Origin of the sequence: Guyparkeria sp. (assembly GCF_046545975.1) — a bacterium.
Classification (GTDB): domain Bacteria; phylum Pseudomonadota; class Gammaproteobacteria; order Halothiobacillales; family Halothiobacillaceae; genus Guyparkeria.
This window is the reverse complement of the sequence record NZ_JBKGYT010000021.1, coordinates 1-25,337: the sequence shown is the minus strand read 5'-3', so window position 1 is coordinate 25,337 and position 25,337 is coordinate 1. Positions and strand designations below refer to the sequence as shown.

Here is a 25,337-nt window from a genome sequence, read left to right as displayed (position 1 = left end):
CGGGCGGCGATCGCCAGCGCCGGCGGCGCCTCCGGGAGCCCGCCGTCGGCGGGCACGATCAGCGAAAACCACAGCCCGTCCCCGGCACTGCTGTGCCAGGCCGTGCCCCGTCGTCCCCGGCCCGCGCTCTGCTCGCCGGCGACCACGATGGCACGAGGCGACTCGCCGGCGCTGATGGCGGCCGCCGCCATCTCGCGCACCAGGCGGTTGCTCGAGTCCACGCTCGACGGGAACGCCTGTCGCCACCCGGAAAACGCGCCCGAGCGACCCAGTCGCGCGCGGAGCGTGGGAAAGTCCAGTTCGGTGACGGGATCGGCAGGCATGGTTCGCGAGGCGGCAAAGGGGGTCATGGTCGGCTCGTCATCTTGCCACGACTCGGTCCCGACGCGGCGACAGCGACGAGACGCCGACCGCTCCGCCCCGGGATCCTCAGCGCTCCGCCACGGCAAGCCAGGCGGCGAAGCGGGCCTCGGTCCGGATGTCGCCGGCCTTGCGCTCGAGCCGGTGCTGGTTGTGGCATTCGGGGGCCAGTTCCAGCGTCATCTCCAGCAGGCGCCCCTCGCGGAATACGTGCAGGCGCAAGCGGTCGCCGGCCCGGCAACGCGCCAGGCGCATCCGCCAGTCGAGCCCGGAAACGGCGAACCCGTCGATGGCGATGATGCGGTCGCCCACCGCCAACCCGGCGGCCGCCCCGGGCCGGTCCTCGAACACGATCTGCACACGCGCGGCCCGGTCGTCGCGCTCGTCGACGCGCACACCGGCATCGGGACCCTCCTGCTCGCCGCGCGGCACCATGGCCACGCCGAAGCGGGCCAGCAGCCCGGCGACGTCGAGCGGCTCGGTGGAGCGCAGTGCCTGCTCGAAGAACGCCCCCATCGGCTCGCCCATGGTCTCCTCGATCATGCGCTCCACCGACTCGCCCTCCGGCAGCGGCCGCTCGCCATGCTCCTCCCACAGCCGGCGCATCACGTCCATCAGGCTCGCCCCGCGCTCGCGGAGCATCAGGTCGAGCATCAGCGCGACCACCGCCCCGCGGGTGTAGTAGCTGACGATGGCGTTCACCGCGTTGGCATCCTGCTGGTAGAAGCGCGTCCAGGCGTAGAAGCTCGACTCCTCCAGTGTCTGGCGCGACCAGCCCTTGCCGCGCATCGCGCGGTTGACGGTCTCCTCGAGCGCGGCGAGGTACTGGGTCTCGTCGATCAGCCCGGCATGGCGCACCAGCCAGTCGTCGAAGTAGCTGGTGAAGCCCTCGAACACCCAGAGCAGCCGGGTGTGCGCGGGCCGGTCGAGCGGCAGCCCGGCGAAGGCCGAGGGACGAATGCGCTTGACGTTCCAGTTGTGGAAGTACTCGTGGGCGCAGAGGCTCAAAAAGCGCTGGTACTCCTTGCTCACCCCCCTGGCCGTCACCGCCGGCAGGTGTCCCCGCGGGAAGATCAGGGCGGTGGAATCACGATGCTCCAGCCCGCCAAAGCCCGAGTCGTCCAGCGCGACCAGGAACAGGTATTCGTCGAACGGCGCGCCGTCGAACAGCTCGATCTCGGTCTCGCAGATGCGCGCCACGTCCGCGGCGATCCGGTCGAAGTCGGTATCGGGCAGGGGGTTCGTGAACACCATCCGGTGCAGCACGCCCCCGGCGGTGAACTGCCGCTCGACGAAGTCGGCGATCTCCACCGGGTGGTCGATCAGCGCCTCGTAGTCGGGTGCGGCGTAGTCGCCGAACCCGCGCTCGTCGACGGCCATGTCCGGCAGGGTGGTCGCCACGCGCCAGGCGCCCGGCAGCCCCGTGCCGTCGAACACCACCTCGTGGCGGGCGTGCTCGGCGCCGTGCACGCGCAGGAACACGCTGGTGCCGTTGAAGAACACGTGGGTCGAGTCGGCGTGTGCGCTGCGCACGGAGAAGTCGGCACAGTAGACGCGGTAGCTGACCTCCACCGGCGTGCGCGAAGGCGCCAGGTCCCAGGTCTGCTGGTCGACCGGCTCGATGCGCACGGAATTCCCGTCGCGATCGCGCGCCTGCTTGCCCACCAGGTGCCGGGCGAAGTCCCGCAGCAGGTAGCTTCCCGGGATCCAGGCCGGCAGGCTGAGCCGGTAGCCCTCGTCGCTTGCCGGCAGGGTCAGGGAGACGTCGATGTAGCGACTGTTGTGCCCGGCGAAGCCGAGGCGGTAGAACGGCTCGACGGCATGCTCTCCGCGCGCCATCAGGACCCGTCCTCCGGCAGGTCGTGGACCGAGGAGTCGCTGGTCATCAGGTGGTGCCCGCCGGGATGGACCCGGCCGTGCTTGATCTCGTCGGGATGGGCGTCGCGAACCAGGCCGACCCGGGCGTTGAAGTGCAGCCGGAAACCCGCCAGGGGATGGTTGAGGTCGACCTTCACCGTCTCGTCGCCCACCTCGAGGATCAGCATCTCGATGCGCCCGTCCGGGCCGTGGGCCTCGACCATGTTGCCCGGCGCGAGCTCGGCCCGTGCGTCGATCCGCTCCTTGGGCACCTCGACGACCGCCTCGGGATCGTGCAGCCCGTAGGCCTGTTCGGGCTCCACGGTCACCTCGATCTCGTCGCCCTCGGCATGCCCCTCCAGGGCCGCCTCGAGTCCGGGGATCAGGTTGCCGTGGCCGTGGATGTACTCGAAACCGTCGACCTGCGTGTCGGCCAGCACCTGGCCGTCGTCGTCGCGCATCACGTGGAAGACGCGCACGACCCTGTCCTTCTCGACACGCGGCCGACCGCCTTGTTGCTTTTCCGCTTCACTCATCAGTTCAGACTCCTTGGAGTATCAAACAGCCAGACCGTGCCAGAACGGCAGCGTCAGCAGCGCCAGCAGGGTCGAGGCGCTCGCGGTGGTGGCGTACAGGGTGGTGTCCAGGCCGAAACGGTCGCAGATCACCAGCCCCAGCACCATCGTGGGCATCGCCGCCTCCAGCACCACCGCGGTCAGCGTCTGGCCACTGGTGCCGACCACGAGCGCGAACAGGATCGCCACCGCCGGCATCCACAGCAGCTGGATCAGCAACGCCGGGCTGACCGTCGCCAGCTGACGCCCGGTAAGCGTCTCCAGGCGCAGGCTCATGCCCAGCGCGACCAGCATGACCGGCACTACCGCCGCGCCGATGCGATCGAGCCACTCGGCCGCCCACTCCGGCTGCCCCACCCCGGCGAGGTTCAGCCCCGCCCCGGCGACCGCCGCCCACAGCGGCGGCACCTTGAGCAGTGTCTTGAGCGGGTGGACCTCCTCCTCGCCGGTACCGAAACGGGCGGCCAGCAGGATACCCACCGACAGCAGCAGCGGGGTGCAGGCGAACAGGTCGTACTGGATCGCGACCGCCCGGCCCTCGTCACCGAAGAGGCTGCCGAGCAGCGGCAGCCCCATGTAGGTGGCATTGGGGAAGCTCGCCGCCAGCAGCAGCGCGCCGAACTGCGCCCGGCTGATGGTCATGAAGCGCCCGACGGCCGCCATCAGCAGAAGCGAGCTGACCACGGCCACGCCGGCGGTGCCCGCGATGCGCAGCGTGTCCGCGCCCAGGGGCGCACGCCACAGCACGGAGAACACCAGCGCCGGCAGGAACAGGTAGTAGACCGACGAGGTGAGCGCCCCGCGCGCGGCGTCCGCGCTCCAGCCGCCCAGCCGCACGTGGCGCCAGATCTGGCCCAGCGCGATGGTCCCGGCCATCTGCAGGATCACCGAGATCACGCCGCCCCCCTCCCCGGTCGGCCGTCAGCCCGGGAACACGCCCTCATGCCGGGCGCGGTCTCAGGCCTGGCCACCGGCCTCCTGCTCGGCCTTCTCCACCTCGGCGCGCACCTCGTCCATGTCGAGGTCCTTGACCTTGGTGATCAGCTCGTCGAGCGCCTGGCGCGGCAGGGCACCGGCCTGGTTGAACAGCAGGATCCGCTCGCGGAAGACCATCAGCGTGGGGATCGAACGCACCTGGAAATGCCCGGCGAGCGCCTGCTCTTCCTCGGTATTCACCTTGGCGAAGCCGACGTCGGGGTTGTCCTCGGCGGCCTGCTCGAAGATCGGGCCGAAGGACTGGCAGGGCCCGCACCAGGGTGCCCAGAAATCCAGCAGCAGGATGTCGTTGTCCTTGAGAAGGCCTTCGAGGTTGTCCGCGGTCGCGGTATGAACGGTCATAGAGACACCTTGTGTTGTCGTGCCGATGACTCGGCAGCATGTCGGCCCGGGCGCATCAACCCGGGCCACGGATTTCGTGTCGGCGGGCGGGACATTCTCCTCCCTCCGCCCGCCGACCTGTGGGCCGACCCGCGCTTTTCAACCGCCGGCATCACCCCAGCGGGCGTGCAGGTCGTGCCCGACGCCGATCTGGTCGAGGATTCTCGCCACCGTGAAGTCGATCAGGTCGTCGATGGTCTTCGGCCGGTGGTAGAAGGCCGGCGCCGGCGGGAGGATGATCACGCCCAGCTCGGCCAGGCGGGTCATCTGTCCCAGGGCGATCGCCGACAGGGGCGCCTCGCGCGGGACGATCACCAGGTCCCGGCGTTCCTTGAGGCAGACGTCGGCGGTCCGCTCGATCAGCGAATCGGAGAGGCCGTTCGCGATCGCCCCGAGGGTACCGGTGGTGCAGGGGCAGACCACCATGGCATCCGGGGGGTTCGAGCCCGAGGCGAACGGCGCGGTCCAGTCCTGGCGGGCGTAGCCGGTCACCTGCCCCTCGGCGGCGCCGAAACGGCCGCCCAGCTCGGCCGCCAGGGCATCGTGCCGGGCGGGAAAGGGCTCGTCGAGTTCCAGTGCCGCGACCGCGTGGGCCGCCTTCGAGGCGATCAGGCTCACGCGGCAGCCGGCGGCGATCAGGCTCTCGAGCAGCCGCAGCGCGTAGGGCAGGCCCGACGCGCCGGTCATGGCGAGCACCACGTGCTCGGTCCGCTCCCCACGCCTCATCCCCTCGGCTCCTGCAGTCGGTCGACCAGCCGGGCCGGAAAGCCGCCGAAGCCGCCGTTGCTCATCGACAGCACCCAGTCGCCCGCACCCAGCCCGCGGACAACCTCTTCGAGCAGGACGTCCACCGATTCCACCACCGCGAGGCGGTCACCCAGGTCGGCCAGCGTGCCGACCGGGTCGAATCCCAGCCCGTCCGGCGCATGCACGAAGACCCGGTCGGCCTGTGCGAGCGACGCGGCCAGACGGTCGGCATGCACCCCGGCCCGCATGGAATTGGAGCGCGGATCGAGCACCGCCACCAGGCGACCGGCTCCGGCGGCCCGCATCTGTCCGCGCACCGTGGCGATGGTCGCCTCGATCGCGGTGGGGTGATGGGCGAAATCGTCGATCACGCGCACGCCATCGACCTCCCCCTTGATCTCCAGGCGGCGGGTCACGCCCCGGAATCCCGACAGGGCCGCCAGTGCCTGCGCCGCGGGCACCCCGGCAAAACGGGCCAGTGCCAGCGCGGCCAGCGCGTTGTGCCGGTTGTGCTCACCCTCGATGGCGTCCGGCAGACGGCCGATCGCCTGCCCCTCGCAGACGACCTCGCCGTCCTCCTGCCACCAGTCGGCCGCTGCATCCCGGCGGTCGGCAAACCGCTCGACCGGCGAGTACACGCCGGCCTCGAGCACGCGCTCGATGGCCGGCTCGCCCAGCGGGGCGATCACCTTGCCCTGCCCCGGGACCAGTCGCAACAGGTGCGAGAACTGTCGCTCGATGGCCGCCAGGTCCGGGAAGATGTCGGCGTGGTCGAACTCGAGGTTGTTGATCACCAGCCCGCGCGGGCGGTAGTGCAGGAACTTCGAGCGCTTGTCGAAGAAGGCCGTGTCGTATTCGTCGGCCTCGATGACGAAGAACGGTGTCTCGCCCAGCCGGGCGCTGACACCGAACCCTCCCGGCACCCCGCCGATGAGAAAGCCCGGCGCCATGCCGACCGCCTCCAGGATGTGAGCCACCATCGAGGTGGTCGTGGTCTTCCCGTGGGTCCCGGAGACCGCCAGCACGAAGCGGTTGGCGAGTACCTCCTCGCCCAGCCACTGCGGCCCGGAGCGGAAGCGGAAGAAGCCGCCGAGCAGCTGGTCGATCACGGCCATGTCACGCCGCATGACGTTGCCGACGATGATCTCGGCATCCGCCGGCAGCGGGGCGTTCATGTCGGTCGCCACCTCGATCCCCGCCGCGGCGAGCTGATCGCTCATGGGCGGATAGATGGCGTGATCCCGCCCCGAAACCTCGAAGCCCATCTCGCGGGCCAGCAGCGCCAGCGACCCCATGAAGGTCCCGGCGATACCGAGGATGTGCAGCTTGCGGGTTTCGGCGGTCATGACGGCAGCCCGGTCTCGCCCGGCAGCATCTGGGTGGCCAGGGCCATGTAGACGAGCGAGGAGAGGATGAAGTAGCCCAGCGCGATGAGCATGCCGATGGCGGCGTTGAGCCCCAGCGTCCGGCGGTAGATCTGCCCGAGGACCACCAGGTTCCAGGCGAACAGGGCGATCATCAGCATCGACCAGAGGCCGACCGCACTGTCGACGTCCACCGCCTCGCCGCCCGTCGGCTGCATGGCCACCAGCGGCCAGGCAACCAGCCCGAGCATGGCCGTCGCCCCGTACAGCGCCGTGAGCATCTGCGGGATGCGCGGGCGATGCCCCCAGGCCATTGCCAGCCCGGCGGAATACAGCGCCAGGACGGCGGCATCGGTACCGAGCAGCACCAGACCGGCGCCGAACCCGGCCTCCGAGGCGACCACCTGGTCCAGCAGCAGGCCAACGACGAGGTAGAACCCGAGCGCCGTGTAGACCGGCCGGGTGCCGGCGGGCATGTCCTCGGGACCGACCCGGAGGAAGAGCAACTGGAAAAACAGACGTATCAGGGACAAGGCATTGCATCCGTTGTGACTGCACGGCCGCCGCAGGCGGTCGGAAGGAACCTCGGCCGGATGGCGATCGTGTGCTCACCGCGCCGCCCCGGGTTCCCGGACGGGTGAAAGCCTAGCGCAAAACCCGCCCTGCCGTCTTCGCCGCCGCCCCGATCAGCGTCGCAGGTCGCGCAGGTACCACCATTCGAACAGGCGCTTGGCCCAGTGCAGCAGGCGGCACGGCGGCGTGATGAACTGGCGCTTCTCGTTGCGGAACACCAGCACGGCGCGATCGAGCATGTCCATGACGCAGACCAGCTCCCACTTGAAGGTCTGCTCCACGGGCTCCCCGGCGATCTCCGCCAGCAGGTTGTCCGCCGCCGCCACCGCCTGCAGGTCGGCCATGTGCGCCTGCTTCGGCGCCCAGTCGGGGGCGGGATAGCTACCCGAGTCACCAACCACGTAGACGCGCTCGAAGCCCTTGACGCGGGCATGCTCGTCGGCCTCGATCATGCCGCCGGGCGAGACGGGGAACGAGGACTCGGGCAGCCAGCCCGGGCCGGTCATGCCCGGCATGAACAGGATCAGGTCGGCCTCGAACTCGCCCTTCTCGGTGACCACGCGGTTCTTCTCGAATCGCTGCGGCTTGGCACCGATGTGCGTGCTTATGTCGTGCTTTTCCATCCGCTCGAGCAGGCGGTCGACCGCCTTCTCGCCCAGGCGGTTGCCCGGGCGCGGGGAGGGATTGAAGAACACCAGGTCGAACTTGTCCCGCCGCCCCTCGCGGCGCAGCAGCCGGTCGATGCCGAACAGGAGCTCGAACATCGGCCCGCCCCGCACCGCCGACGGCTCCTTGGGGTTGCCGCCGAACCCGATGGCGATGGTCCCGCCGGACATCTTCGCCAGACGGGTGGCGATCTCCTCGGCGGCATCGATGCCCTCGCACAGGGTGACGGCATGCTCGATGCCCGGCAGCTTCTTGATGAACCGCCCGCCGCTGGCGATGATCAGCCCGTCGTTCTCCACCTCGCCGTTGTCGGTGAACACGCGTCGGCCATCCTCGCTCACCCCGGTCACGCGTCCGGCGTGGTAGGTCACGTCCAGGCGCTCGAGCAGCGGCCGGATGTCGTGGAGGATGTCATCCCGGCGACGCAGCCCCGAGGGCACCCAGATCAGGCTGGGGTAGTACTGGAAGGTGGGTTGGGGCGCGATCAGCGTGATCTCCGCCGCCGGGTTCTGCTTGCGCAACCGCCGAATGGCGGTCAGGGCACCGAAACCGGCACCGATTACCGTCAGCCTCATCGAACTTTCCTCCGTTCTCCGCGGCAGGTCCGGGGGACGAGCCGCTGAATCAATTTCCTTATCATGGCATAAGATATTTCTAATGCTCAACGACGGCGTCGTGCCGACGTCCATCGCCAGGTCAGTGGCCGAGCCGCCAGCAGGACGACCAGCAGCCCCATGAGCAGCAGCGGGGTGCGGGTGTCCAGCTTGACCGACAGGAAGTAGTGCAGCACCGCCAGGCCCGTGGCAGGGTAAACCAGACGGTGGAGCTCACGCCAACCCGAGCCGAGCCGGCGCATCCACCCTTTCGTCGAGGTGACCGCCAGCGGCACCAGCAGGAGGAAGGCCAGCGCGCCGAAACCGATGTGCAGGCGTTCGGCGATCTCCTCGACGATCGCCCGCCAGTCGAGCTGCCGGTCGATCACCAGCCAGACGGCGACGTGCAGGGAGGCGTAGAAGAAGGCGTACAGCCCCACCATCCGCCGGTAGTCGACCAACCGCAAGGAGGGCAGGAGGCGTCCGACCGGCGTGATGGCCAGCCCGATCATGAGCAGCCAGATCGCCGTCTGGCCGAGAAAGCGCAGGCTGTCGACCACCGGTTCGAAGCCCAGCCGGTTCGTCGGCAGCGCCCAGGCCAGCCAGAGAAGCGGCGCGAGCCCGGCCAGGAAGACCAGCCACCAGGCCAGCCGACGAACGCCCCGCCCCCGCATCAGAAGTGCGTCTTCAGGTCCATGCCGGCATACAGGTGCGCCACCTCGTCGGCATAGCCGTTGAACATCAGCGTGTCGCGGCGTCCCAGTTCGCCGATGCGGCGCTCGGTCGCCTGCGACCAGCGGGGATGGTCGACCTCGGGATTGACGTTGGCGTAGAAGCCGTACTCCCTCGGTGCGGCCTCCATCCAGGTGGAGACGGGCATGTCGCGGACGAGACTGATGCGCACCAGCGACTTGCCGCCCTTGAAGCCGTACTTCCACGGCACCACCAGGCGGACAGGCGCGCCGTTCTGGGGCGCCAGCGGCTCGCCGTAGATCCCGGTGGCCAGCAGGGTCAGCGGATGGTTCGCCTCGTCGAGGCGTAGTCCCTCGACGTAGGGCCAGTCGAGCACCCGGCGGCGCTGCCCGGGGAGCGGATTGTCCGGATCGTTGACGGTCTCGAAGCGCACGAACCGCGCCTCGCCGGTCGGGCCGACCCGGTCGAGCAGGGCCTTGAGCGGGAGGCCCTCCCAGGGAATCACCATCGACCAGCCCTCGACGCACCGCATGCGGTAGATGCGCTCCTCGGGGGCGTGCAGCCCGACAAGATCGTCCACCGTGAAGCGCCCCGGCCGGGTCACCTCGCCGTCGACCTCCACCGTCCACGGCTCGCGGGCGTCGATAAGCGACTGCAACGCCCCGGCATGGCGGCCGGGGTCGGTCTTGCCGGTACCCAGTTCGTAGTAGTTGTTGTAGCCGAGGATCGCCTTGCGCTCGGTCAGCTGCTCCGACAGTGCCTCGTCCTCGTTCGCCCGCGTGCAGCCGGGCAGCGCCAGGGCGGCCCCGCCGCCGAGTACCGAGAGCATGAAGCGCCGGCGCGCCTCCCGGTCGACCACCAGCCGGCGGTCGGTCACCTCCCGCTCCCGCGGCTCGTGCCGTGAACGAATCCTGTGATGCATGGTCGATCCTCACTGTCGTGGGCGAATGCTGCAGCCGGTGCGCCGGGCCGGTTAGAATCGCCACAGGCCGCCCGGCCCGACGCCGGGACAAGAGTATCGACGCAAACCGGCGTGTCTGCACGCCCCCAACCCCGCTGACCGAGACACCGATGCCCGCACCCGTCGACCGACGACACGAACTGGCCCACGCCTTTCTCCAGCGCCATGCGCCCGGCTTCGGCGAACTGGCCGCCGCCTCCAGCGATGCCAGCAATCGCCGCTACTGGCGGGCCGAGCGCGACGGCGAGAGCCTGATCGTGATGGATTCGCCCCCGGACCGGGAGCCGCTCGACGCGTTCCTCGACGTCCACGGGCGCCTGCAGCGCGCCGGCCTGCCGGTGCCGCGCATCCATGCCCGCGACCCGGCGGCCGGTTTCCTGCTGCTCGACGACCTGGGGCGCGAGACGCTCTTCTCCTGGCAGGCATCGGCCGACGCCGACGAGCGCCGGCAGGCGCTGTCCGCCTGCCGGGCACAGCTGATCCCCCTCGCCTCCACGGATCACGACGGGCTGCCGGCCTTCGACGCCGGGCGGCTGATCGCGGAAATGCAGCTCTTCGACGACTGGTACCGGAGGCGACTGAAATCGGCCGAGTGGTCGGACGGCGACTGCCGGCGCTGGAACGAGCTGACCGGCCGGATCGCCGAGCGGATGGTCGGCATGGAGCCGGTGTTCGTCCACCGCGACTACCACAGCCGCAACCTGATGCCCGCGGGCGGCGACTGGGTGATCATCGATTTCCAGGACGCGGTGAGCGGGCCGCTGGCCTACGACCTGGTCTCGCTCTTGCGCGACAGCTACATCGACTGGCCGCAGGCGGACGTCGAACGCGAGATCGCCGCCTTCTGGCAGGCCGCGCGCGAGGCCGGGCTGACGGCGAAGGACCTCGAGAGCTTCGGCACCGACTTCGCCTGGGTGGCCGTGCAGCGCCATCTCAAGGTCCTCGGCATCTTCGCCCGCCTGAGCCTGCGCGACGGCAAGCACGGCTACCTCGACGACCTGCCGCTGACCTGGCGCCACCTGCAGTGGGCACTCGACCGCGCCCCCGAACTCGCCCCCCTGCGCGACCTGGTCGCCGGCCTGGAGCCGGAGGCCACGACATGAGCACGGTCACGGCCATGATCCTGGCGGCCGGGCGGGGCGAGCGACTGCGGCCGCTGACCGACCACACGCCCAAGCCGCTGATCGACGTCGGCGGCCGCCCGCTGATCGAGTACCACCTCGACCGGCTCGCCGCGGCGGGGATCGAGCGGGTGGTGATCAACCTCGCCCACCTCGGCGAACGGATCCGCGCGCACCTGGGCGACGGCCGCCGCTGGGGGCTGTCGATCGAGTACTCGGCGGAAGGCGACCGGGCCGAGGACGCGCTGGAGACCGCCGGCGGCATCCGCCACGCACTCCGGCACCTGTCACCGACCTTCCTGCTGGTCAACGGCGACGTGCTGGCCGACATCGACTACCGGGCGCTCGCGGAGCGGGCGGCATGCCTGCCCGACGACTGCCTCGCCCACCTGGTGCTGGTCGACAACCCGCCCCATCACCCCGAAGGCGACTTCGGCCTCGATGCGACGGGGCGACTCACGCCGGGATCCGACCAGCGCTTCACCTACTCGGGCATCGGCCTGTACCGCCGGACGATGTTCGCGGGACTCGAGCCCGGGCGCCGGGCACTCGGCCCGCTGCTGCGCGAGGCCATCGCGACCGGACAGGTCTGCGGGGAACACCACCGCGGCGACTGGCTGGACGTCGGAACGCAGGAACGCCTGGCCGAGGCCAGGCGTCGCCTGCAGACCGGCTGACACCGAGTTCCGTCAGCGGAAGGCGAGATCCCGCAGGAACAGGGCGATCTGCGGGAACATGATCAGCAGCACCGTCGTCGCCAGCAGCATGACGATAAATGGCGGCGTGCCCTTGATGATCTCCATGTACGGCCGCCGGAACACCGCCATGGCGGTGAAGATGTCGTAGCCGAACGGCGGCGTGGCCGAGCCGATCGCCGACTGCAGCACCACCAGCGTGCCTACAAGGATCGGGTCGACCCCCGAGGCGTTGATCGCCGGAATGAAGATCGGCGTGAGCACGAAGATCGCCACGATCGGGTCGACGAACATGCAGGCGACGAAGTAGGACACGGCGATCAGGATCAGCAGGTGAGTGGGGTTGGCCGCCACGTGGTCGAGCATCGGGCCGAGGATCTCGGTGGGAATCTGCGCCAGCGAGATCACCCAGGAGAAGGCCTGCCCCGCCCCGACAAGGATGAACACCACCGCGGTGATCAGCCCGGTCGACAACGCGATGCCCGGCAGATCGGAGAACTTGACCGAGCGGAAGACCAGCATCTCGATGATCAGCGCGTAGAATACCGACATCGCCGCCGCCTCGGTGGGGCTGAACAGGCCGGAATAGATCCCGCCGAGCACCACCACCGGGAAGCCCATCGGCAGGATGGCACCGCGGATGGCCCGCAGGCGGCCCGCCCAGCCGACCCGTTCTCCCAGCGGGATGTTCCAGCGCTTGGAGATCCACCAGCTGTAGATCGAGAACATCACCATGATGAGGATGCCCGGCCCGATCCCGGCGATGAACATCTCGCCCACCGAGACGTTGGCCGCCACCCCGTAGATGATCGCCGCGATCGACGGCGGGATGAGCAGGGCCACGTCCGAGGCATTCACCAGCAGTGCCATGGTGAAGCTGTCCTTGTAGCCGGCCTTGAGCATCTTCGGCCGCAGGGCGGTGCCGATGGCGACCACGGTCGCCTGGGTCGAACCGGATACTGCCCCGAACAGGGTGCAGGACACGGCCGTGGTGATCGGCAGCCCGCCGCGGCGATGCCCGACGAAGGCATGCACCAGGTCGAGCAGGCGGTTGGCCGTGTGGCCCTTGGTCATGATGTCGGCCGCCAGGATGAACATCGGCACGGCGACCAGCACCGAGGGCCGCACCCCGCCGACCATCTGCTGGATAAGCTGATTGGCGCCCACCTCGGGGAAACTCACCACCAGTATCGCCAGCGCCCCGATGATCAGGGGCACCATCATCGGGAAGCCCATCAGCAGGAGCAGGAACATCAGCACGAAGGTCAGGGCGAGCATCAGTGACGACCCTCCCTGTCAGCGGAGGCGTCGCGGTCGTCGCCTTCCTCGAGCTTCCTGGCCTCGACGGCGGCGAGGTCCGCCTCCTCGTAGACCTCACGCTCGGCGAACGATCGGTAGACCTCCTTCTCGGTCAGGTTGCGCACCGTGGTCAGGCTGTACTGCACGCCGGTGAGGAACAGCCCCGCGGGCACGGCGATGTAGAGGACCCACAACGGGATGCCCAGCGAGGGCGTGGACTGGCCGATGGCGCGGACCTGCGCCTCGTAGAGGAAGGCGTAGTAGGCGAGGTAGAACATCACCACGGCCGAGCCGGTGGTGATGACGATGTTCAGCCCCTTGCGCCACTTGCCCCTGAGCTGGTCGTAGATGGCGGACATGCGGATGTTGCGCCCGTGCCGCGCGCCCTTCGCCACCCCGACGAAGGTGATGATCACCAGCAGCGCCTGGTTGATCTCCACGGCCCAGGAAAGCCCGTTGACGAACGGCACGCCCCAGTCCTTGAGGTTGTTGCCGAGCACGTTGACGATGTTCAACGTCGCCATGAACAGGATCGACACGATCAGCACGGCGTCTTCCAGCCAGCCGATCCCCCGGTCGAGACCTCGAATGGCCCGCATCACCGGCGAACGGAACGGGCCTCCCTGCGATTCGGACATCCACGTCTCCCTGCCGGCGAGGCGCCATGCTTCCCGCGCGCTCCCGACACCTTGTCGTTGTGATCCCGGCACGCCGCCTTCCGGCGTACCGCGTTGGCTCCGCTTCCCAGTGTAGTCCCGGCCGGAAGACCCTGTCCACGCGCCGACACCTGAGCGAGCTTGCTCGACATGCTAAGGTCATCGGGTCGGGCCCGGGACGAGTCGCCCCCGTACCGAAGCATCGAGACCGAACGCACCAGAAAAACCAGGGAGAGACCAGATGAACGACAAGACCTTCCTACACAAGGGCGCCCTGTGGATGGGCTCGCTCGCCCTCGCCGCCGGGCTGGCGCTGAGCGGCTGCGGGCCATCGTCGGACGACGACAAGCAAGTCTGGAAATTTGCCCTCGAGGAGACCGAGGGCGGCGTCCAGTGGGCCTACGCGGAGAAGTTCAAGGAGCTGATCGAGGAGCGTCACGACGACGTCGAGGTCAAGATCTACCCCTACGGCACGCTGGGCAGCTCGCAGGACATCACCCAGCAGATCCAGAACGATACCGTGCAGATCGCTTTCGCGTCGGCCGGCCACGTCGGCTCGACGATCCCCGAGGCGCAGGTATTCTCCCTGCATTTCCTGTTCTCGCAGGACGATGAGGTCAACCGGTCGATCTTCACCGACAACGAGACCGTCTACGGCGAGCTCGGCGAGGCCTACAACGAGAAGGGGCTGGAGCTGCTCTCCATCGTGCCCGAGGGCTGGATGGTCTGGAGTTCGAACAAGAAGATCGAACAGCCCGAGGACTTCGATGGCGTGAAGTTCCGCGTCATGCCGTCGAAACTCCTGCTGGCCACCTACGAGGCCTACGGCGCCAGCCCGCAGGGCATGGCGTACTCCGAGGTCTACGGCGGGCTCGAGCGCGGCCAGATCGACGCGCAGGTCCAGCCGATGTTCGCCATGCGCGACATGAGCTTCCACGAGGTCCAGGACTACATGATCGAGGCGAAGAACGCCCAGTTCGTCGCCACCGTGATCTCCAGCCCGGGCTTCCTCGAAAGCCTGCCCGAGGAGATGCGCGCGAGCGTGGATGACGTGACCGAGGAACTCGGCCCGTACATCTACGAGGAGCAGCAGAAGCTCAACGAGGAGGCGGCCGAGGAAATCCGCGCCGACGGCGGCACGGAATTCGTCCGACTGACCGAGGAACAGGTCGCCGCCTTCGCCGAGCGCAACGACCCCGTCTACGATCGGTTCATCGAGATGGCCGGGGCGCGCGGCGAGCGCATCCTCGAGGCCATCCAGCAGGCCGTCGCCGAGGGCGAAGACCAGTAAGGTCGACCGCCGAACGACACGGACCAGAGCAGACGCGCCCACCCCGGGCGCGTTTTTTTTGCGCTTACGCGGCCTCGACCGGCCCGTGGCCGCCAAGCCACTGACAACCGGGCGGTTTCTGGACTAATCTCGTTCAAGGCCCTGAACGGTTCGGCATCACCCTTCCCTCGGGAACGTCAGGGTGACGTCCCGGCAGGGCCGATCCGCCACATCCCTCTCGTGCGAGCCGTGGATGTGGCCGTCACCCTGGGGTCATGCGGGCGAGGGATGCTCGCTTGGAATCGCACAACGGCAGGCAACGACGCAGATGACGGAACACGCCCACCACCTGGAGGAAAGCGACTGCTGGCTGGCCGTCAACGCCGGCTCGTCCTCGCTCAAGGTCTCGGCCTTCGATGCCGCGGGCAACCGCGTGTTCGCCCGGCAGACCGACGAGCTGAACGACCCGTCGGGTAGCGACCATGCGGGGGCACTGGCCGCACACCTGTCCGCCTTCGAGTGCTGCAGCCCCGGAAGGATACGGGGCGTGGCTCACCGCGTGGTGCATGGCGGCAACCGATTCCACGCACCCACCCGCGTCGACGAGGCGATGCTCGCCGGATTGCGGGAGATCGAGCACCTCGCCCCCCTGCACAACCCGCTGGCCGTGGCCTGCATCGAGGCCGCGCGCGAGCGACTGCCGGAGGTCGAACAGTACGCCCTGTTCGACACGGCCTTCCACCACGACCTGCCCCCGGAAAGCCGCGACTACGCCCTGCCGGCCTGGTGCCGCGAGCAGCTGGGCATCCGCCGCTACGGCTTTCACGGCCTGTCCGTCGCCAACGCCCTGCGCAGCATGGCCGAACAGCTCGGTCACCCCGGGGAAAGGCTCAACCTGATCGTGGCGCATCTGGGCAACGGCGCGAGCATGACCGCCATCCGCAGGGGGTGCAGCTCCGCCACCTCGATGGGCCTGACCCCGCTGGAGGGGCTGGTGATGGGCACGCGGGCCGGCGACATCGACCCGGCAATCCCGGGGTTCCTCGAGCGCCACGGCGGGCTGACGGCCGATGAGGTGGACCACCTGCTCAACCGCGAGTCCGGGCTGACCGGGCTGTGCGGCACGCGCGATCTGCGCGAGATCCACGCGGCCATCGACCGCGGCGACGAACTGGCCGCCGAGGCCCTTTCCATGTACATCCACCGCATCCGCCACTACCTGGGCGGCTACCTCGTCAACCTCGGACGGCTCGACGCGCTGGTGTTCACCGGGGGCGTGGGCGAGCACGACGCCGTCGTGCGGGAAACGGTCTGCGAGGGGCTGAACATGATGGGGCTGGCCATCGACCCGAAGGCCAACCGGGCCCCGGGCGAGGGCCTCCGGGCGATTCACCAGCCGCACAGCCCGGCCGGCATCTGGGTGGTACCCGCCGACGAGGAGACGGAAATGGTCCGGCAGCTCCGGGAAATGCACTGAGGCGGCGGGCGACAGCCGCCGCAACCCGTTCAACCAACCGTCATGACACGTCATGAGGCCAGCGATGACGACCGATAGCACAGCGCGAGACACCCACCTGCCCACCGCCGAGGATCTCGCCAGCATCGACGCCTGGTGGCGGGCGGCGAACTACCTGTCGGTGGGCCAGATCTACCTGCTCGACAACCCGCTGCTCCGCGAGCCGCTGCGCCCGGAGCACATCAAGCCCCGGCTGCTCGGCCACTGGGGCACCACCCCCGGGCTGAACTTCGTCTACGCGCACATGAACCACCAGATCGTCGCCCGCGACCTGGATGCGATCTTTCTCACCGGCCCCGGGCACGGCGGACCGGGGCTGGTGGCCAGCGCCTGGCTGGAAGGCACCTACTCCGAGGTCTACCACGCGATCGGCCGCGATGCCGTCGGCATGCAGCGCCTGTTCAAGCAGTTCTCCTTCCCCGGCGGCATCCCCTCGCACGTGGCGCCGGAAACCCCGGGCTCGATCCACGAGGGCGGCGAGCTGGGCTATGTGCTCTCGCATGCCTTCGGCGCGGCCTTCGACAACCCCGACCTGATCGTGTGCGCGGTGGTGGGCGACGGCGAGGCCGAGACCGGGGCACTGGCCACGTCCTGGCACTCGAACAAGTTCCTGAACCCGGCCCGGGATGGCGCCGTGCTGCCGATCCTTCACCTCAACGGCTACAAGATCGCCAACCCCACCATCCTGGCCCGCATTCCGGAAAAGGAGCTCGACGCCCTGTTGCGCGGCTACGGCTACACGCCCCACTTCGTCAGCGGGGATGACCCGGAACGCCTGCACGTCGAGATGGCCGAAACCCTCGACCGGGTCGTCGACGAGATCCAATCGACCCAGCGGCGGGCGCGCGAAGACGGCGAGACCACCCGGCCGAACTGGCCGATGATCGTCCTGCGCACGCCCAAGGGATGGACGGGGCCGGAGGAAGTCGCCGGCAAACCGGTGGAGAACTCCTGGCGTTCGCACCAGGTGCCCGTGGCCGACGTGCGCGACAACCCGGCCCACCGCCGGCTGCTGGAAGAGTGGATGCAGAGCTATCGCCCGGAGGAGCTGTTCGACGAGACCGGCCACCCGCGCGACGACCTCTCGCGCCGGACCCCCACCGGCACCCGGCGCATGTCGGCCAACCCGCATGCCAACGGCGGGCTGCTGTGTCGCCCGCTCGACCTGCCGGACTTCCGCGACTACGCCGTCGAGGTGGAATCCCCGGGCCACGAGTACGCCGAATCGACCCGCGCCATGGGCCGCTTCCTGCGCGACGTGATCCGGCGTAACGCCGAGCACGCCAACTTCCGCGTGTTCGGCCCCGACGAGACGTCATCCAACCGGCTCGACGACGTCTTCGCCGCCACCGATCGCTGCTGGAACGGTGAATACCTCGACACCGACGAACACCTCGCCCGGGACGGCCGCGTGATGGAGATCCTCTCCGAACATACCTGCCAGGGCTGGCTGGAAGGCTACCTGCTGACCGGGCGACACGGGGTCTTCTCCTGCTACGAGGCCTTCATCCACATCATCGACTCGATGTTCAACCAGCACGCCAAGTGGCTGAAGACCAGCCAGGAGATCGGCTGGCGTGCGCCGATCCCGTCGCTGAACTACCTGCTAACCAGCCACGTCTGGCGACAGGACCACAACGGCTTCTCCCACCAGGACCCGGGTTTCATCGACCACGTGGTCAACAAGAAGGCCGAGGTGATCCGCGTCTACCTGCCGCCGGACGGCAACACCCTCCTCTCGGTGATCGACCACTGCCTGCGCAGTCGCGACTACGTCAACGTGATCATCGCCGGCAAGCAGCCCCAGCCGCAGTACCTGGACATGGACGCCGCGATCAAGCACTGCACCGCCGGGATCTCGATCTGGGAATGGGCCAGCAACGACGACGGGGTGGAGCCCGACGTGGTCATGGCCTGCGCCGGCGACGTGCCGACCGGGGAGACGCTCGCGGCGGTGGACCTGATCCGCCGCCACCTGCCGGAACTCAAGGTCCGGGTGGTCAACGTCGTCGACCTGATGCGCCTGCAGCCGCCTTCCGAGCATCCGCACGGGCTGTCCGATCGCAGCTTCGACTCGATCTTCACCCTCGATCGCCCGGTGATCTTCGCCTACCACGGCTATCCCTGGCTGGTCCACCGGCTGACCTACCGGCGCACCAACCACGTCAACCTGCACGTGCGCGGCTACAAGGAGGAAGGCACGACCACCACGCCCTTCGACATGGCGGTGCGCAACGAGATCGACCGCTACCACCTGGTGATGGACGTGATCGAACGCGTGCCGGGGCTCAAGGTCCGCGCCGCGCACTTCCGCCAGCACCTGCACGAGCGGCTGGTGGACCACGATCACTACATCCGCGAGCACGGCGAGGACCTGCCCGAGGTTCGCAACTGGCGCTGGCCGAGCGCCGCGGGACGCTGAAACCGAATAGGAAAACGGTATCCCGCCAAGATCTTGCCTATGATTGGGAGGAAAGGTCTGTACCGAACCGATACCGCCCCGGGGCCAGAGCCAGTGTGGCTCGGCATTCGTGCAGAGGAACAGGAGGCCGTGGAAGGAAACATGCTCAAGGCAGGACGCAGAATGCCATACGGCAACCGACTCCCCTGGCGCCCGGCGCCATCCCTGTTGCTCTCATTGCTGCTGGCCGGCATGCCCGTGGCAAGCCCTCTGGCGGAATCACCCGACGACGAGCAGCGCGTCTCGGCGGTGGAACTCGCCCGGGAAGGGCGCCTCGACCATGCCATTGCCCGGCTCGAAAGCCTGCATGCGAAGCACCCTGAGAACCGCCTGATCCTCGCCGACCTGATCATCCTGCGTCGCCAGGCCGGCGACAACGCCGCCATCCTCGAACACACCGCCGAGCTCGAACCGGGGGATGTGCCGGCATACGCCCACGCCGCCTGGGCCGGAGCGCTTCGGGATGCCCGCCGCTTCGAGGAGGCCGCGACGGTGCTCCGCGACTCCCACCAGCGCCTGGACACCCCGGCAAGGGTGCTCTTCGGCGTCGTGAGTGCGGAGGCCGGTGATTTCGCCACGGCCATCGAGACGCTCGAGGCGATCGAACCGTTACCCGAATCCGCCCGGCAGGTCGCCCTGATGGCCTACGGGATGCGCCTGTCCGGTCGGGCCCGGGAGGCACTCAGCCTCGCCAACCGTGCCCGGCGAACCGACCCCGGCGCCACGCTCCCCTACGTGGAACAGACCCTGGCCCTGTGGCGACTGGGGGCGGCCGAACGTGCCCTGGCCGCCGTCACGCCCCACCCGGAGTGGTTCGAACCCGACACCCGGCTGCAGATCGAGGCCGATGCCATTGCCGCAGAGATCCGCCAGGCCATCGACCGCCGCGACGAGTTGCTCGCCGACGGTCGACCGCAAGAAGCCGACGCGGCCATGGCCGCTCCGCAGGCGCGGCTGGATGCCTTCATCGCAGGCGTTCCCCAAGGGCATCCGCAGCACCGGCGGGCCCTTAACGACAGGGTGGTTCTCCTGAGCGAACGCGACTGGATGCCCGAGGCGATCGCCACCTGGGAATCCCTGCCCGACCGACCCACACCGCCACCCTACGTCCGCCGTGCCGCGGCCGACGCCTATCTCGCCGAGGAACAGCCGGAAAAGGCGCTGCCCCTCTACGAATCGCTGCTCCCGGCCGAGGGACCGGTGGACCTGACGCTTTTGCTCGATCTCTACTTCACCTTGATCGCCCTTGAGGACTACGAGCGGGCGGCCGACATGCGCGATCAGGCCTCCGAGGCACCCGCCTGGCTGTCCACCGGCGCCGGGCGGGAGCCGGTAGCCAACTGGGAGCGGGCCGACATCGACCGCCTGCTGGTCGACGACGCTGCCTATCGCCAGCAGGATGCCGCGGCCTGGCAGCGCAGCGGCGAACTGGTCGAGCTCGCGCCGGCGCACTCGGGGCTGTGGAGTCAGCGTGCCCAGATCGCCCGCTGGCGCGGCTGGCCGGAACGGGCCGCGGACATCACCGAGCTCGCCGAGGCTTGGGCGCCCGACGACCTGGAAACACGCCTGGCACGCGCGGCCAATGCCCGCGATCTCGAGCACTGGGACGACTGGGAAGCGGAAGTCGACGGACTCGCCGCCGACTTCCCCCGTGACGTCCGCGTCCGTCGTCACCTCGAGGAGCTCGACGACCGCGATCGCTTTTCCATCGAGAGCGAAGTCACCTTCGGCCGCACCCGCGGCGGCGACGCACTGGTCTCGGGCAACGACGACGCCAGCTGGCGTACGCGCCTGAACTCGCCCTGGACCGAGCGGGACTGGCGCGCCTTCGTCGAGCATCGTCGCGATTCGGCCACCTACGACGAGATCGACGCCAGCCACGACCGGGTGGCCGTGGGCCTCGAGTGGGCCGCGGAACGCAAACAGGCCTGGATCGCCGCGCACCGGGACCGCCTCGGCGATGCGGACCCCGGCGTCGCCGCCGGCTGGTCGCAGTGGCTCGACGACCACTGGCAGGTCGGCGTCGAGGCGGATTCCAACTCGATGGAAACCCCGCTGCGCGCCCGGGAAGCGGACATCGAGGGCTGGTCGGCCAACGCCTCGGTCGACTGGCGGGCCTCGGAGTCCCTGTCCGCCTATGCCACCACCGACCTGCTCTCGCTTGACGACGGCAACCGCCGGCTGTCGCTGGGCAGCGGCGTCACCCGCCGCGTCGCCGCCGGTCCGCACCATGTCACCGACGTCGGCGGCGACCTCTACTACCAGCGCAACAGCGAACCGGGCGGGCCGTATTACAACCCGGAAACCTCGGGCAGCGCCTCGGTCCGCATCGACCACGACTGGATTACCTGGCGGCGCTACGACCGCGCCTTCACCCAGCATTTCCACGCTGTCGCCGGCGTCGGCTACCAGACGGACTTCGGCAGCGATCCCGCGGTGGAGCTGCGCTACGAACATCGCTGGGACATCAACCGTCGCTGGGCCGTTCGCTACGGCATCGGCTGGAACAGCACCGCCTACGACGGCGAACGCGAGCGCCGGCTGTACGGACTCTTCGGCCTCGAGGGGATCTTCTGATGATGAGCCCGATGCTACGTCTTGCCACCCTGCTCACCGGCCTGCTGGTCGCCGGCCCGGCCTCGGCCGCGTTCCCGACCGTGCCCGAGGGGCAGTTCATAGCGCTGTGCTACCACGACGTGCGCGACGACGTGATCTCCGGCCTGGACAGGGACCCCTACGCCGTCAACACCGACCGCCTGGTCGCCTGGTTCGACTGGATGAAGGCCAACGACTGGCATCCGGTCTCGCTCGACCGGATCGCCGAGGCGCGAGACGGCGGCCGACCGCTGCCGGAAAACGCCGTGCTGCTGACCTTCGACGACGGCCTGGCCAGTCTCCACAGCCACGTCTTCCCGCTGCTCGAGGCCTACGACTACCCCGCCCTGTTCGCGCTGCAGACCGGCTGGCTGGAGACCGTCTGGACCGGCAGCGAAGTGACCTACACCCCGGACGCCTTCGCCGAGCCGTCGGTGCAGACAGCAGCCACGGCGGGCACGGTCACCTACAACGACCGCCCGCTGGGTCCCGAGGGCTTCGTCACCCCCGGGCAGCTTCGCGAGATGCAGGCCTCCGGGCTGGTCGAATACGCCAGCCACAGCCACGACCTGCACCGCGGCATTCTCGCCAACCCGCAGGGCAACCGGGAGCCGGCGGCCATCACCCGCCGGCTGGATCCCGACAGCGGGGAGTACGAGAGCGATGCCGAGTTCCGCCAGCGCATCCGCGCGGATCTCGCCCGCAGCCGCGCGGCGATCGAGTCGCTCACGGGCCAGGCGCCGCGGGCGATCGTCTGGCCTTACGGCGCACACAGCCGCGAAGTCGATGCCATCGCCGCCGACATCGGCATGCCCTGGTCGTTCTCGCTGGGTGGCACGCCGCTCAACACGCCGGACGCCGAAAGCTTCTCCCGCGAGCTGATCGTCGACGACCCACATCCGCTGGCCATCGCCACCGAGGCCCGGCCAGTCGACGACTCCCCCGTGAACCTACCCGAACCGCAACGCGCCGTGCACGTAGACCTCGACTACGTCTACGACCCGGACCCGGAGCGGACCAACGAGAACCTCGGCCGATTGCTCGATCGCATCAAGGCCATGCAGGTGCGCACCGTCTACCTGCAGGCCTTCGCCGACCCGGACGGCGACGGCAACGCCAGCGCGCTCTACTTCCCCAACCGGCACCTGCCCATGCGCGCGGACCTGTTCAACCGCGTGGCCTGGCAGCTGCGCACCCGCGCCGGCGTGCAGGTCTACGCCTGGATGCCGCTGCTGGCCTTCGAACTGCCGGACGCCGAGCGCGGCCTCGATCTGTCCGTTACCCGCACGACGGCGGACGGCGACCCGGTCCCCGCGCAACGGGACTACCGGCGGCTCAGCCCATTCCTGCCCGCATCCGGGCGGATCGTCGGCGAGATCTACGCCGACCTCGGTCGGGCGGCGAGCGGCATCAATGGCGTCTTGATCCACGACGACGCCTATCTCGCGGCCGACGAGGACCAGACCGCCTGCCGCGACGAGGCCCGCTGGCCGGGCACCAGCGACCCCGTCAGCGACTGCCGGCTCGAACCGGCGGAAAAGACGCGGGCGCTGATCGACTTCGGCGAAGCCGTCACGGCGCGACTGGCCGAGCACGTGAACCATGCCCCCGACTTCCGGGTGGCACGCAACCTTTACGCGCGGGTGGTGCTCGACCCGGATGCCGAGGCGCGGTTCGCCCAGTCGCTGCCCGCCTTCCTCGAGGCCTACGACGAGGTCGCCGTCATGGCCATGCCCTGGCTGGACGGCACGGAGCTGCCGGCAGGCGAGTGGCTGGGGCGACTCGCCGATGCCGTCGAGGTACAGGCGGGCGGATTCGACAAGGTGGTGTTCGAACTGCAGGCGCGCGACTGGCGCGACGAGGGTCGCTGGATCGAGGGAGAGACCCTGCGGGGCTGGATGGAGCAGTTGATGCGCCGCGGCGTGATGAACCTCGCCTACTACCCGGACGACTTCCTCAACGATCGCCCCCGCTTCGAACCCACCCGGGAAGGGATTTCGCTGAATTCCTTCCCGCATCGGCAATAGGAGGCCGAGGGCATGAGCATCGACTGGCTGCAGGATTTCGTCTTCTTCTACCCCCTGGTCATGGCCTGGGTGTGGATGATCGGCGGAACCTGGTACTACTACCGCTGGGAAGGGCGTCACAAGGGCGACCCGGACCACCCGCCGGCGACCGACCGCACCCCGCCGTGCAGCATCCTGATCCCCTGCTTCAACGAGGCAGAAAACGTGCGCGACACCGTGCACTACGCCCACGCGAGCGAGTACCCGGATTTCGAGATTGTCGCCGTCAACGACGGCAGCGATGACGAGACCGGCCAGATCCTCGATGAACTGACCGAGACCTACCCGCGCCTGAGGGTGGTGCACCTGGCCAGCAACCAGGGCAAGGCGATCGCGTTGCGTACCGGCGCGCTGGCCGCACGTCACGAATTCCTCATCGGCATCGACGGCGACGCCCTGCTCCACCCCGGCGCGGTGGCCTGGATGATGTTCCACCTGGCCTCGGGGCCGCGGGTGGGCGCGGTGACCGGCAACCCGCGCATCCTCAACCGCAGCACGCTGCTGGGGCGGCTGCAGGTGGGCGAGTTCTCGGCGACCATCGGCCTGATCAAGCGTGCCCAGCGGGTCTACGGGCGGATCTTCACGGTCTCAGGGGTGATCTCCGGCTTCCGCCGCACCGCGCTGGACCGCGTCGGCTACTGGTCGAACGACATGGTCACCGAGGACATCGACATCTCCTGGCGCCTGCAAATCGACCACTGGGACATCCGCTACGAGCCCAACGCCCTGTGCTACATCTACATGCCCGAGACGCTGCGCGGCCTGTGGCGCCAGCGGCTGCGCTGGGCCCAGGGCGGCGTAGAGACCCTGATCCGACATGCCGCGGGCCTCTTCCAGTGGAACAGGCGCCGTCTTTGGGCGGTAGCCGTCGAGTACACCGTCAGCATCCTCTGGGCCTATGCCATGTTCACCGTGCTAATCATCTACCTGGTCGGCCTGGTGACCGGACTGCCGCCGGGCTGGAGTGGCATCGGCATCATCCCGCAGTGGGCCGGGGTCATACTCGGCATTACCGCCCTGCTCCAGTTCCTGGTCAGCCTGCTGATCGATCGACGCTACGAGGCGGACCGGCGGTTCTTCCGCAACTACTTCTGGGTGATCTGGTACCCGCTGGCGTTCTGGCTGCTGTCGATGGCGACCACCGTCGTCGCCCTGCCCAAGGCCATCCTCAAGCGGTCGGGCCAACGCGCCCGCTGGGTGAGCCCCGATCGCGGACTGCGACCGCCGGAGGAGTGATTCGATGAAGCATTCCCGTCCCCGCCTGCCAGAGCTGATCGAGCGCAGCGACCTGCAATCCCCCGGCAAGCGCCGCGTGGGACAGATCGTCAGCGTGATCGCCTGGATGGCATGGATCTACCTGTTCACGCCCATCATCGCCCTGATCGGCTGGGCCTTCGGCGTGGAACTGTTCCAGCGCTACATCCTCGACGATCCCGTCGGCACGCTGCGGGCCGTGCAGGTCTACGCACTGGTCATCCTGATTGCCGGGATCGTCTTCATCGGCTGGGCGAGCTACAACTGGTTCCGCTTTCACAACCGCGAGCGTCGCCATGCCCCGCCACCGGTCAGTCCACGGGAACTGGCCCGGCGCTTCTGCATCCCCCCCGAAGAGGCGGAGGAGATCGAGCATCGGCGCATCGTGACCGTGCATTTCAACGAGGACGCCGAGATCATCGAGATCGTCCCCGAGGAGGAACCCGCGCTGCCTCGCGGATCTGATGCCGCGACGTCCGTCAGCGGGACCGCGGAGCGCTGAACGGAAAAATCGGCGCGACGCAAAAAGGCCCCTGGACGCTGTCGGTGTCCCGGGGCCTTTACCGTGGCGCAGCGGCCGGTTACTGGACCTTCAGGTAGGCATAGCCGTCGCGCTGGAGGTCGGCGATCTTCGCCAC

General features: G+C 69.0%; 21 protein-coding genes and 1 pseudogene. 9 read left to right on the top strand and 13 right to left on the bottom strand.

The genetic code is table 11. The features are described from left to right. The 11 genes and pseudogenes from ACLFMY_RS03535 to msrP form a co-directional block, all read right to left on the bottom strand. Positions 1–350 (bottom strand): annotated as a pseudogene (locus ACLFMY_RS03535) (hypothetical protein); the annotation flags it as partial. A gap of 79 nt (positions 351–429) precedes the next feature. Beyond that, a complete protein-coding gene (locus ACLFMY_RS03530; protein ID WP_410763174.1) occupies positions 430–2,199 on the bottom strand; it encodes a M61 family metallopeptidase in 1,770 nt (589 codons plus the stop codon). After that, the gene (locus tag ACLFMY_RS03525) at positions 2,199–2,753 is read right to left on the bottom strand and encodes an FKBP-type peptidyl-prolyl cis-trans isomerase (RefSeq protein WP_410763173.1); all 555 of its coding nucleotides are present in this window, start codon (positions 2,751–2,753) and stop codon (positions 2,199–2,201) included. Before ACLFMY_RS03525 ends, ACLFMY_RS03530 begins: the two co-directional genes overlap by 1 nt. 21 nt (positions 2,754–2,774) lie before the next feature. Beyond that, positions 2,775–3,689, bottom strand: coding sequence for an AEC family transporter (locus ACLFMY_RS03520; protein WP_410763172.1), 915 nt, complete (start codon positions 3,687–3,689; stop codon positions 2,775–2,777). A gap of 60 nt (positions 3,690–3,749) precedes the next feature. Next, positions 3,750–4,130 (bottom strand): thioredoxin family protein, encoded by a 381-nt coding sequence (locus tag ACLFMY_RS03515; protein ID WP_410763171.1) that lies wholly within the window; start codon positions 4,128–4,130, stop codon positions 3,750–3,752. Between the two features lie 138 nt (positions 4,131–4,268). Next, positions 4,269–4,895 (bottom strand): flavin prenyltransferase UbiX, encoded by a 627-nt coding sequence (locus tag ACLFMY_RS03510; protein ID WP_410763170.1) that lies wholly within the window; start codon positions 4,893–4,895, stop codon positions 4,269–4,271. Beyond that, positions 4,892–6,262 carry a UDP-N-acetylmuramate:L-alanyl-gamma-D-glutamyl-meso-diaminopimelate ligase gene (gene mpl, locus ACLFMY_RS03505; protein ID WP_410763169.1) on the bottom strand — a complete coding sequence of 457 codons (1,371 nt, stop codon included), beginning with the start codon at positions 6,260–6,262 and terminating at the stop codon, positions 4,892–4,894. Before mpl ends, ACLFMY_RS03510 begins: the two co-directional genes overlap by 4 nt. Then, on the bottom strand, positions 6,259–6,813 hold the full coding sequence (locus tag ACLFMY_RS03500) for a hypothetical protein (RefSeq protein ID WP_410763168.1): 555 nt from the start codon (positions 6,811–6,813) through the stop codon (positions 6,259–6,261). The genes mpl and ACLFMY_RS03500 overlap by 4 nt, the downstream gene beginning before the upstream one ends. Before the next feature lie 153 nt (positions 6,814–6,966). Next, positions 6,967–8,094 (bottom strand): NAD(P)/FAD-dependent oxidoreductase, encoded by a 1,128-nt coding sequence (locus tag ACLFMY_RS03495; protein WP_410763167.1) that lies wholly within the window; start codon positions 8,092–8,094, stop codon positions 6,967–6,969. 86 nt (positions 8,095–8,180) lie between these two features. Continuing rightward, positions 8,181–8,786, bottom strand: coding sequence for a sulfite oxidase heme-binding subunit YedZ (locus tag ACLFMY_RS03490; protein ID WP_410763166.1), 606 nt, complete (start codon positions 8,784–8,786; stop codon positions 8,181–8,183). Then, positions 8,786–9,727, bottom strand: coding sequence for a protein-methionine-sulfoxide reductase catalytic subunit MsrP (gene msrP / locus ACLFMY_RS03485; RefSeq protein ID WP_410763164.1), 942 nt, complete (start codon positions 9,725–9,727; stop codon positions 8,786–8,788). Before msrP ends, ACLFMY_RS03490 begins: the two co-directional genes overlap by 1 nt. Before the next feature lie 149 nt (positions 9,728–9,876). Here msrP and ACLFMY_RS03480 point away from each other — a divergent pair, with 149 nt between their 5' ends. Together ACLFMY_RS03480 and murU are read left to right on the top strand one after the other, a co-directional pair. Further along, positions 9,877–10,869, top strand: coding sequence for an aminoglycoside phosphotransferase family protein (locus tag ACLFMY_RS03480; RefSeq protein WP_410763163.1), 993 nt, complete (start codon positions 9,877–9,879; stop codon positions 10,867–10,869). Then, positions 10,866–11,564, top strand: coding sequence for an N-acetylmuramate alpha-1-phosphate uridylyltransferase MurU (gene murU / locus ACLFMY_RS03475; protein WP_410763162.1), 699 nt, complete (start codon positions 10,866–10,868; stop codon positions 11,562–11,564). Before ACLFMY_RS03480 ends, murU begins: the two co-directional genes overlap by 4 nt. Before the next feature lie 12 nt (positions 11,565–11,576). On the opposite strand, the gene ACLFMY_RS03470 is transcribed toward murU, so the two are convergent. Next, positions 11,577–12,860, bottom strand: coding sequence for a TRAP transporter large permease (locus tag ACLFMY_RS03470; protein ID WP_410763161.1), 1,284 nt, complete (start codon positions 12,858–12,860; stop codon positions 11,577–11,579). Beyond that, a complete protein-coding gene (locus ACLFMY_RS03465) occupies positions 12,860–13,519 on the bottom strand; it encodes a TRAP transporter small permease (protein ID WP_410763159.1) in 660 nt (219 codons plus the stop codon). Before ACLFMY_RS03465 ends, ACLFMY_RS03470 begins: the two co-directional genes overlap by 1 nt. Positions 13,520–13,778: 259 nt before the next feature. Here ACLFMY_RS03465 and dctP point away from each other — a divergent pair, with 259 nt between their 5' ends. From dctP to pgaD, 7 genes are all read left to right on the top strand, one after another. Beyond that, complete coding sequence (gene dctP / locus ACLFMY_RS03460) at positions 13,779–14,828, top strand: TRAP transporter substrate-binding protein DctP (protein WP_410763157.1); 1,050 nt, start codon at positions 13,779–13,781, stop codon at positions 14,826–14,828. A gap of 307 nt (positions 14,829–15,135) precedes the next feature. Beyond that, on the top strand, positions 15,136–16,284 hold the full coding sequence (locus ACLFMY_RS03455) for an acetate/propionate family kinase (RefSeq protein ID WP_410763156.1): 1,149 nt from the start codon (positions 15,136–15,138) through the stop codon (positions 16,282–16,284). 64 nt (positions 16,285–16,348) lie between these two features. Beyond that, positions 16,349–18,745: a phosphoketolase gene (locus ACLFMY_RS03450; RefSeq protein ID WP_410763155.1), complete on the top strand. Its 2,397-nt coding sequence runs from the start codon at positions 16,349–16,351 to the stop codon at positions 18,743–18,745. Positions 18,746–18,907: 162 nt separating this feature from the next. Further along, positions 18,908–21,361 (top strand): poly-beta-1,6 N-acetyl-D-glucosamine export porin PgaA, encoded by a 2,454-nt coding sequence (pgaA, locus tag ACLFMY_RS03445; protein WP_410763154.1) that lies wholly within the window; start codon positions 18,908–18,910, stop codon positions 21,359–21,361. 11 nt (positions 21,362–21,372) lie between these two features. Further along, entirely contained in the window at positions 21,373–23,406 is a 2,034-nt protein-coding gene (gene pgaB, locus ACLFMY_RS03440; RefSeq protein ID WP_410763153.1) for a poly-beta-1,6-N-acetyl-D-glucosamine N-deacetylase PgaB, read from the top strand. Positions 23,407–23,418: 12 nt separating this feature from the next. Next, entirely contained in the window at positions 23,419–24,681 is a 1,263-nt protein-coding gene (gene pgaC / locus ACLFMY_RS03435) for a poly-beta-1,6-N-acetyl-D-glucosamine synthase (protein ID WP_410763152.1), read from the top strand. Positions 24,682–24,685: 4 nt separating this feature from the next. Continuing rightward, a complete protein-coding gene (gene pgaD / locus ACLFMY_RS03430; RefSeq protein WP_410763151.1) occupies positions 24,686–25,201 on the top strand; it encodes a poly-beta-1,6-N-acetyl-D-glucosamine biosynthesis protein PgaD in 516 nt (171 codons plus the stop codon). The last annotated feature ends 136 nt before the right edge of the window (positions 25,202–25,337 follow it).

Excerpts from the sequence above, each read along its gene's own strand:
- ACLFMY_RS03530 (WP_410763174.1), bottom strand. The coding sequence starts at position 2,199 with ATGGCGCGCGGAGAGCATGCCGTCGAGCCGTTCTACCGCCTCGGCTTC.
- ACLFMY_RS03525 (WP_410763173.1), bottom strand. The coding sequence starts at position 2,753 with ATGAGTGAAGCGGAAAAGCAACAAGGCGGTCGGCCGCGTGTCGAGAAG.
- ACLFMY_RS03515 (WP_410763171.1), bottom strand. The coding sequence starts at position 4,130 with ATGACCGTTCATACCGCGACCGCGGACAACCTCGAAGGCCTTCTCAAG.
- ACLFMY_RS03510 (WP_410763170.1), bottom strand. The coding sequence starts at position 4,895 with ATGAGGCGTGGGGAGCGGACCGAGCACGTGGTGCTCGCCATGACCGGC.
- mpl (WP_410763169.1), bottom strand. The coding sequence starts at position 6,262 with ATGACCGCCGAAACCCGCAAGCTGCACATCCTCGGTATCGCCGGGACC.
- ACLFMY_RS03495 (WP_410763167.1), bottom strand. The coding sequence starts at position 8,094 with ATGAGGCTGACGGTAATCGGTGCCGGTTTCGGTGCCCTGACCGCCATT.
- ACLFMY_RS03490 (WP_410763166.1), bottom strand. The coding sequence starts at position 8,786 with ATGCGGGGGCGGGGCGTTCGTCGGCTGGCCTGGTGGCTGGTCTTCCTG.
- msrP (WP_410763164.1), bottom strand. The coding sequence starts at position 9,727 with ATGCATCACAGGATTCGTTCACGGCACGAGCCGCGGGAGCGGGAGGTG.
- ACLFMY_RS03480 (WP_410763163.1), top strand. The coding sequence starts at position 9,877 with ATGCCCGCACCCGTCGACCGACGACACGAACTGGCCCACGCCTTTCTC.
- murU (WP_410763162.1), top strand. The coding sequence starts at position 10,866 with ATGAGCACGGTCACGGCCATGATCCTGGCGGCCGGGCGGGGCGAGCGA.
- ACLFMY_RS03470 (WP_410763161.1), bottom strand. The coding sequence starts at position 12,860 with ATGCTCGCCCTGACCTTCGTGCTGATGTTCCTGCTCCTGCTGATGGGC.
- ACLFMY_RS03465 (WP_410763159.1), bottom strand. The coding sequence starts at position 13,519 with ATGTCCGAATCGCAGGGAGGCCCGTTCCGTTCGCCGGTGATGCGGGCC.
- dctP (WP_410763157.1), top strand. The coding sequence starts at position 13,779 with ATGAACGACAAGACCTTCCTACACAAGGGCGCCCTGTGGATGGGCTCG.
- ACLFMY_RS03455 (WP_410763156.1), top strand. The coding sequence starts at position 15,136 with ATGACGGAACACGCCCACCACCTGGAGGAAAGCGACTGCTGGCTGGCC.
- ACLFMY_RS03450 (WP_410763155.1), top strand. The coding sequence starts at position 16,349 with ATGACGACCGATAGCACAGCGCGAGACACCCACCTGCCCACCGCCGAG.
- pgaA (WP_410763154.1), top strand. The coding sequence starts at position 18,908 with ATGCCATACGGCAACCGACTCCCCTGGCGCCCGGCGCCATCCCTGTTG.
- pgaB (WP_410763153.1), top strand. The coding sequence starts at position 21,373 with ATGCTACGTCTTGCCACCCTGCTCACCGGCCTGCTGGTCGCCGGCCCG.
- pgaC (WP_410763152.1), top strand. The coding sequence starts at position 23,419 with ATGAGCATCGACTGGCTGCAGGATTTCGTCTTCTTCTACCCCCTGGTC.
- pgaD (WP_410763151.1), top strand. The coding sequence starts at position 24,686 with ATGAAGCATTCCCGTCCCCGCCTGCCAGAGCTGATCGAGCGCAGCGAC.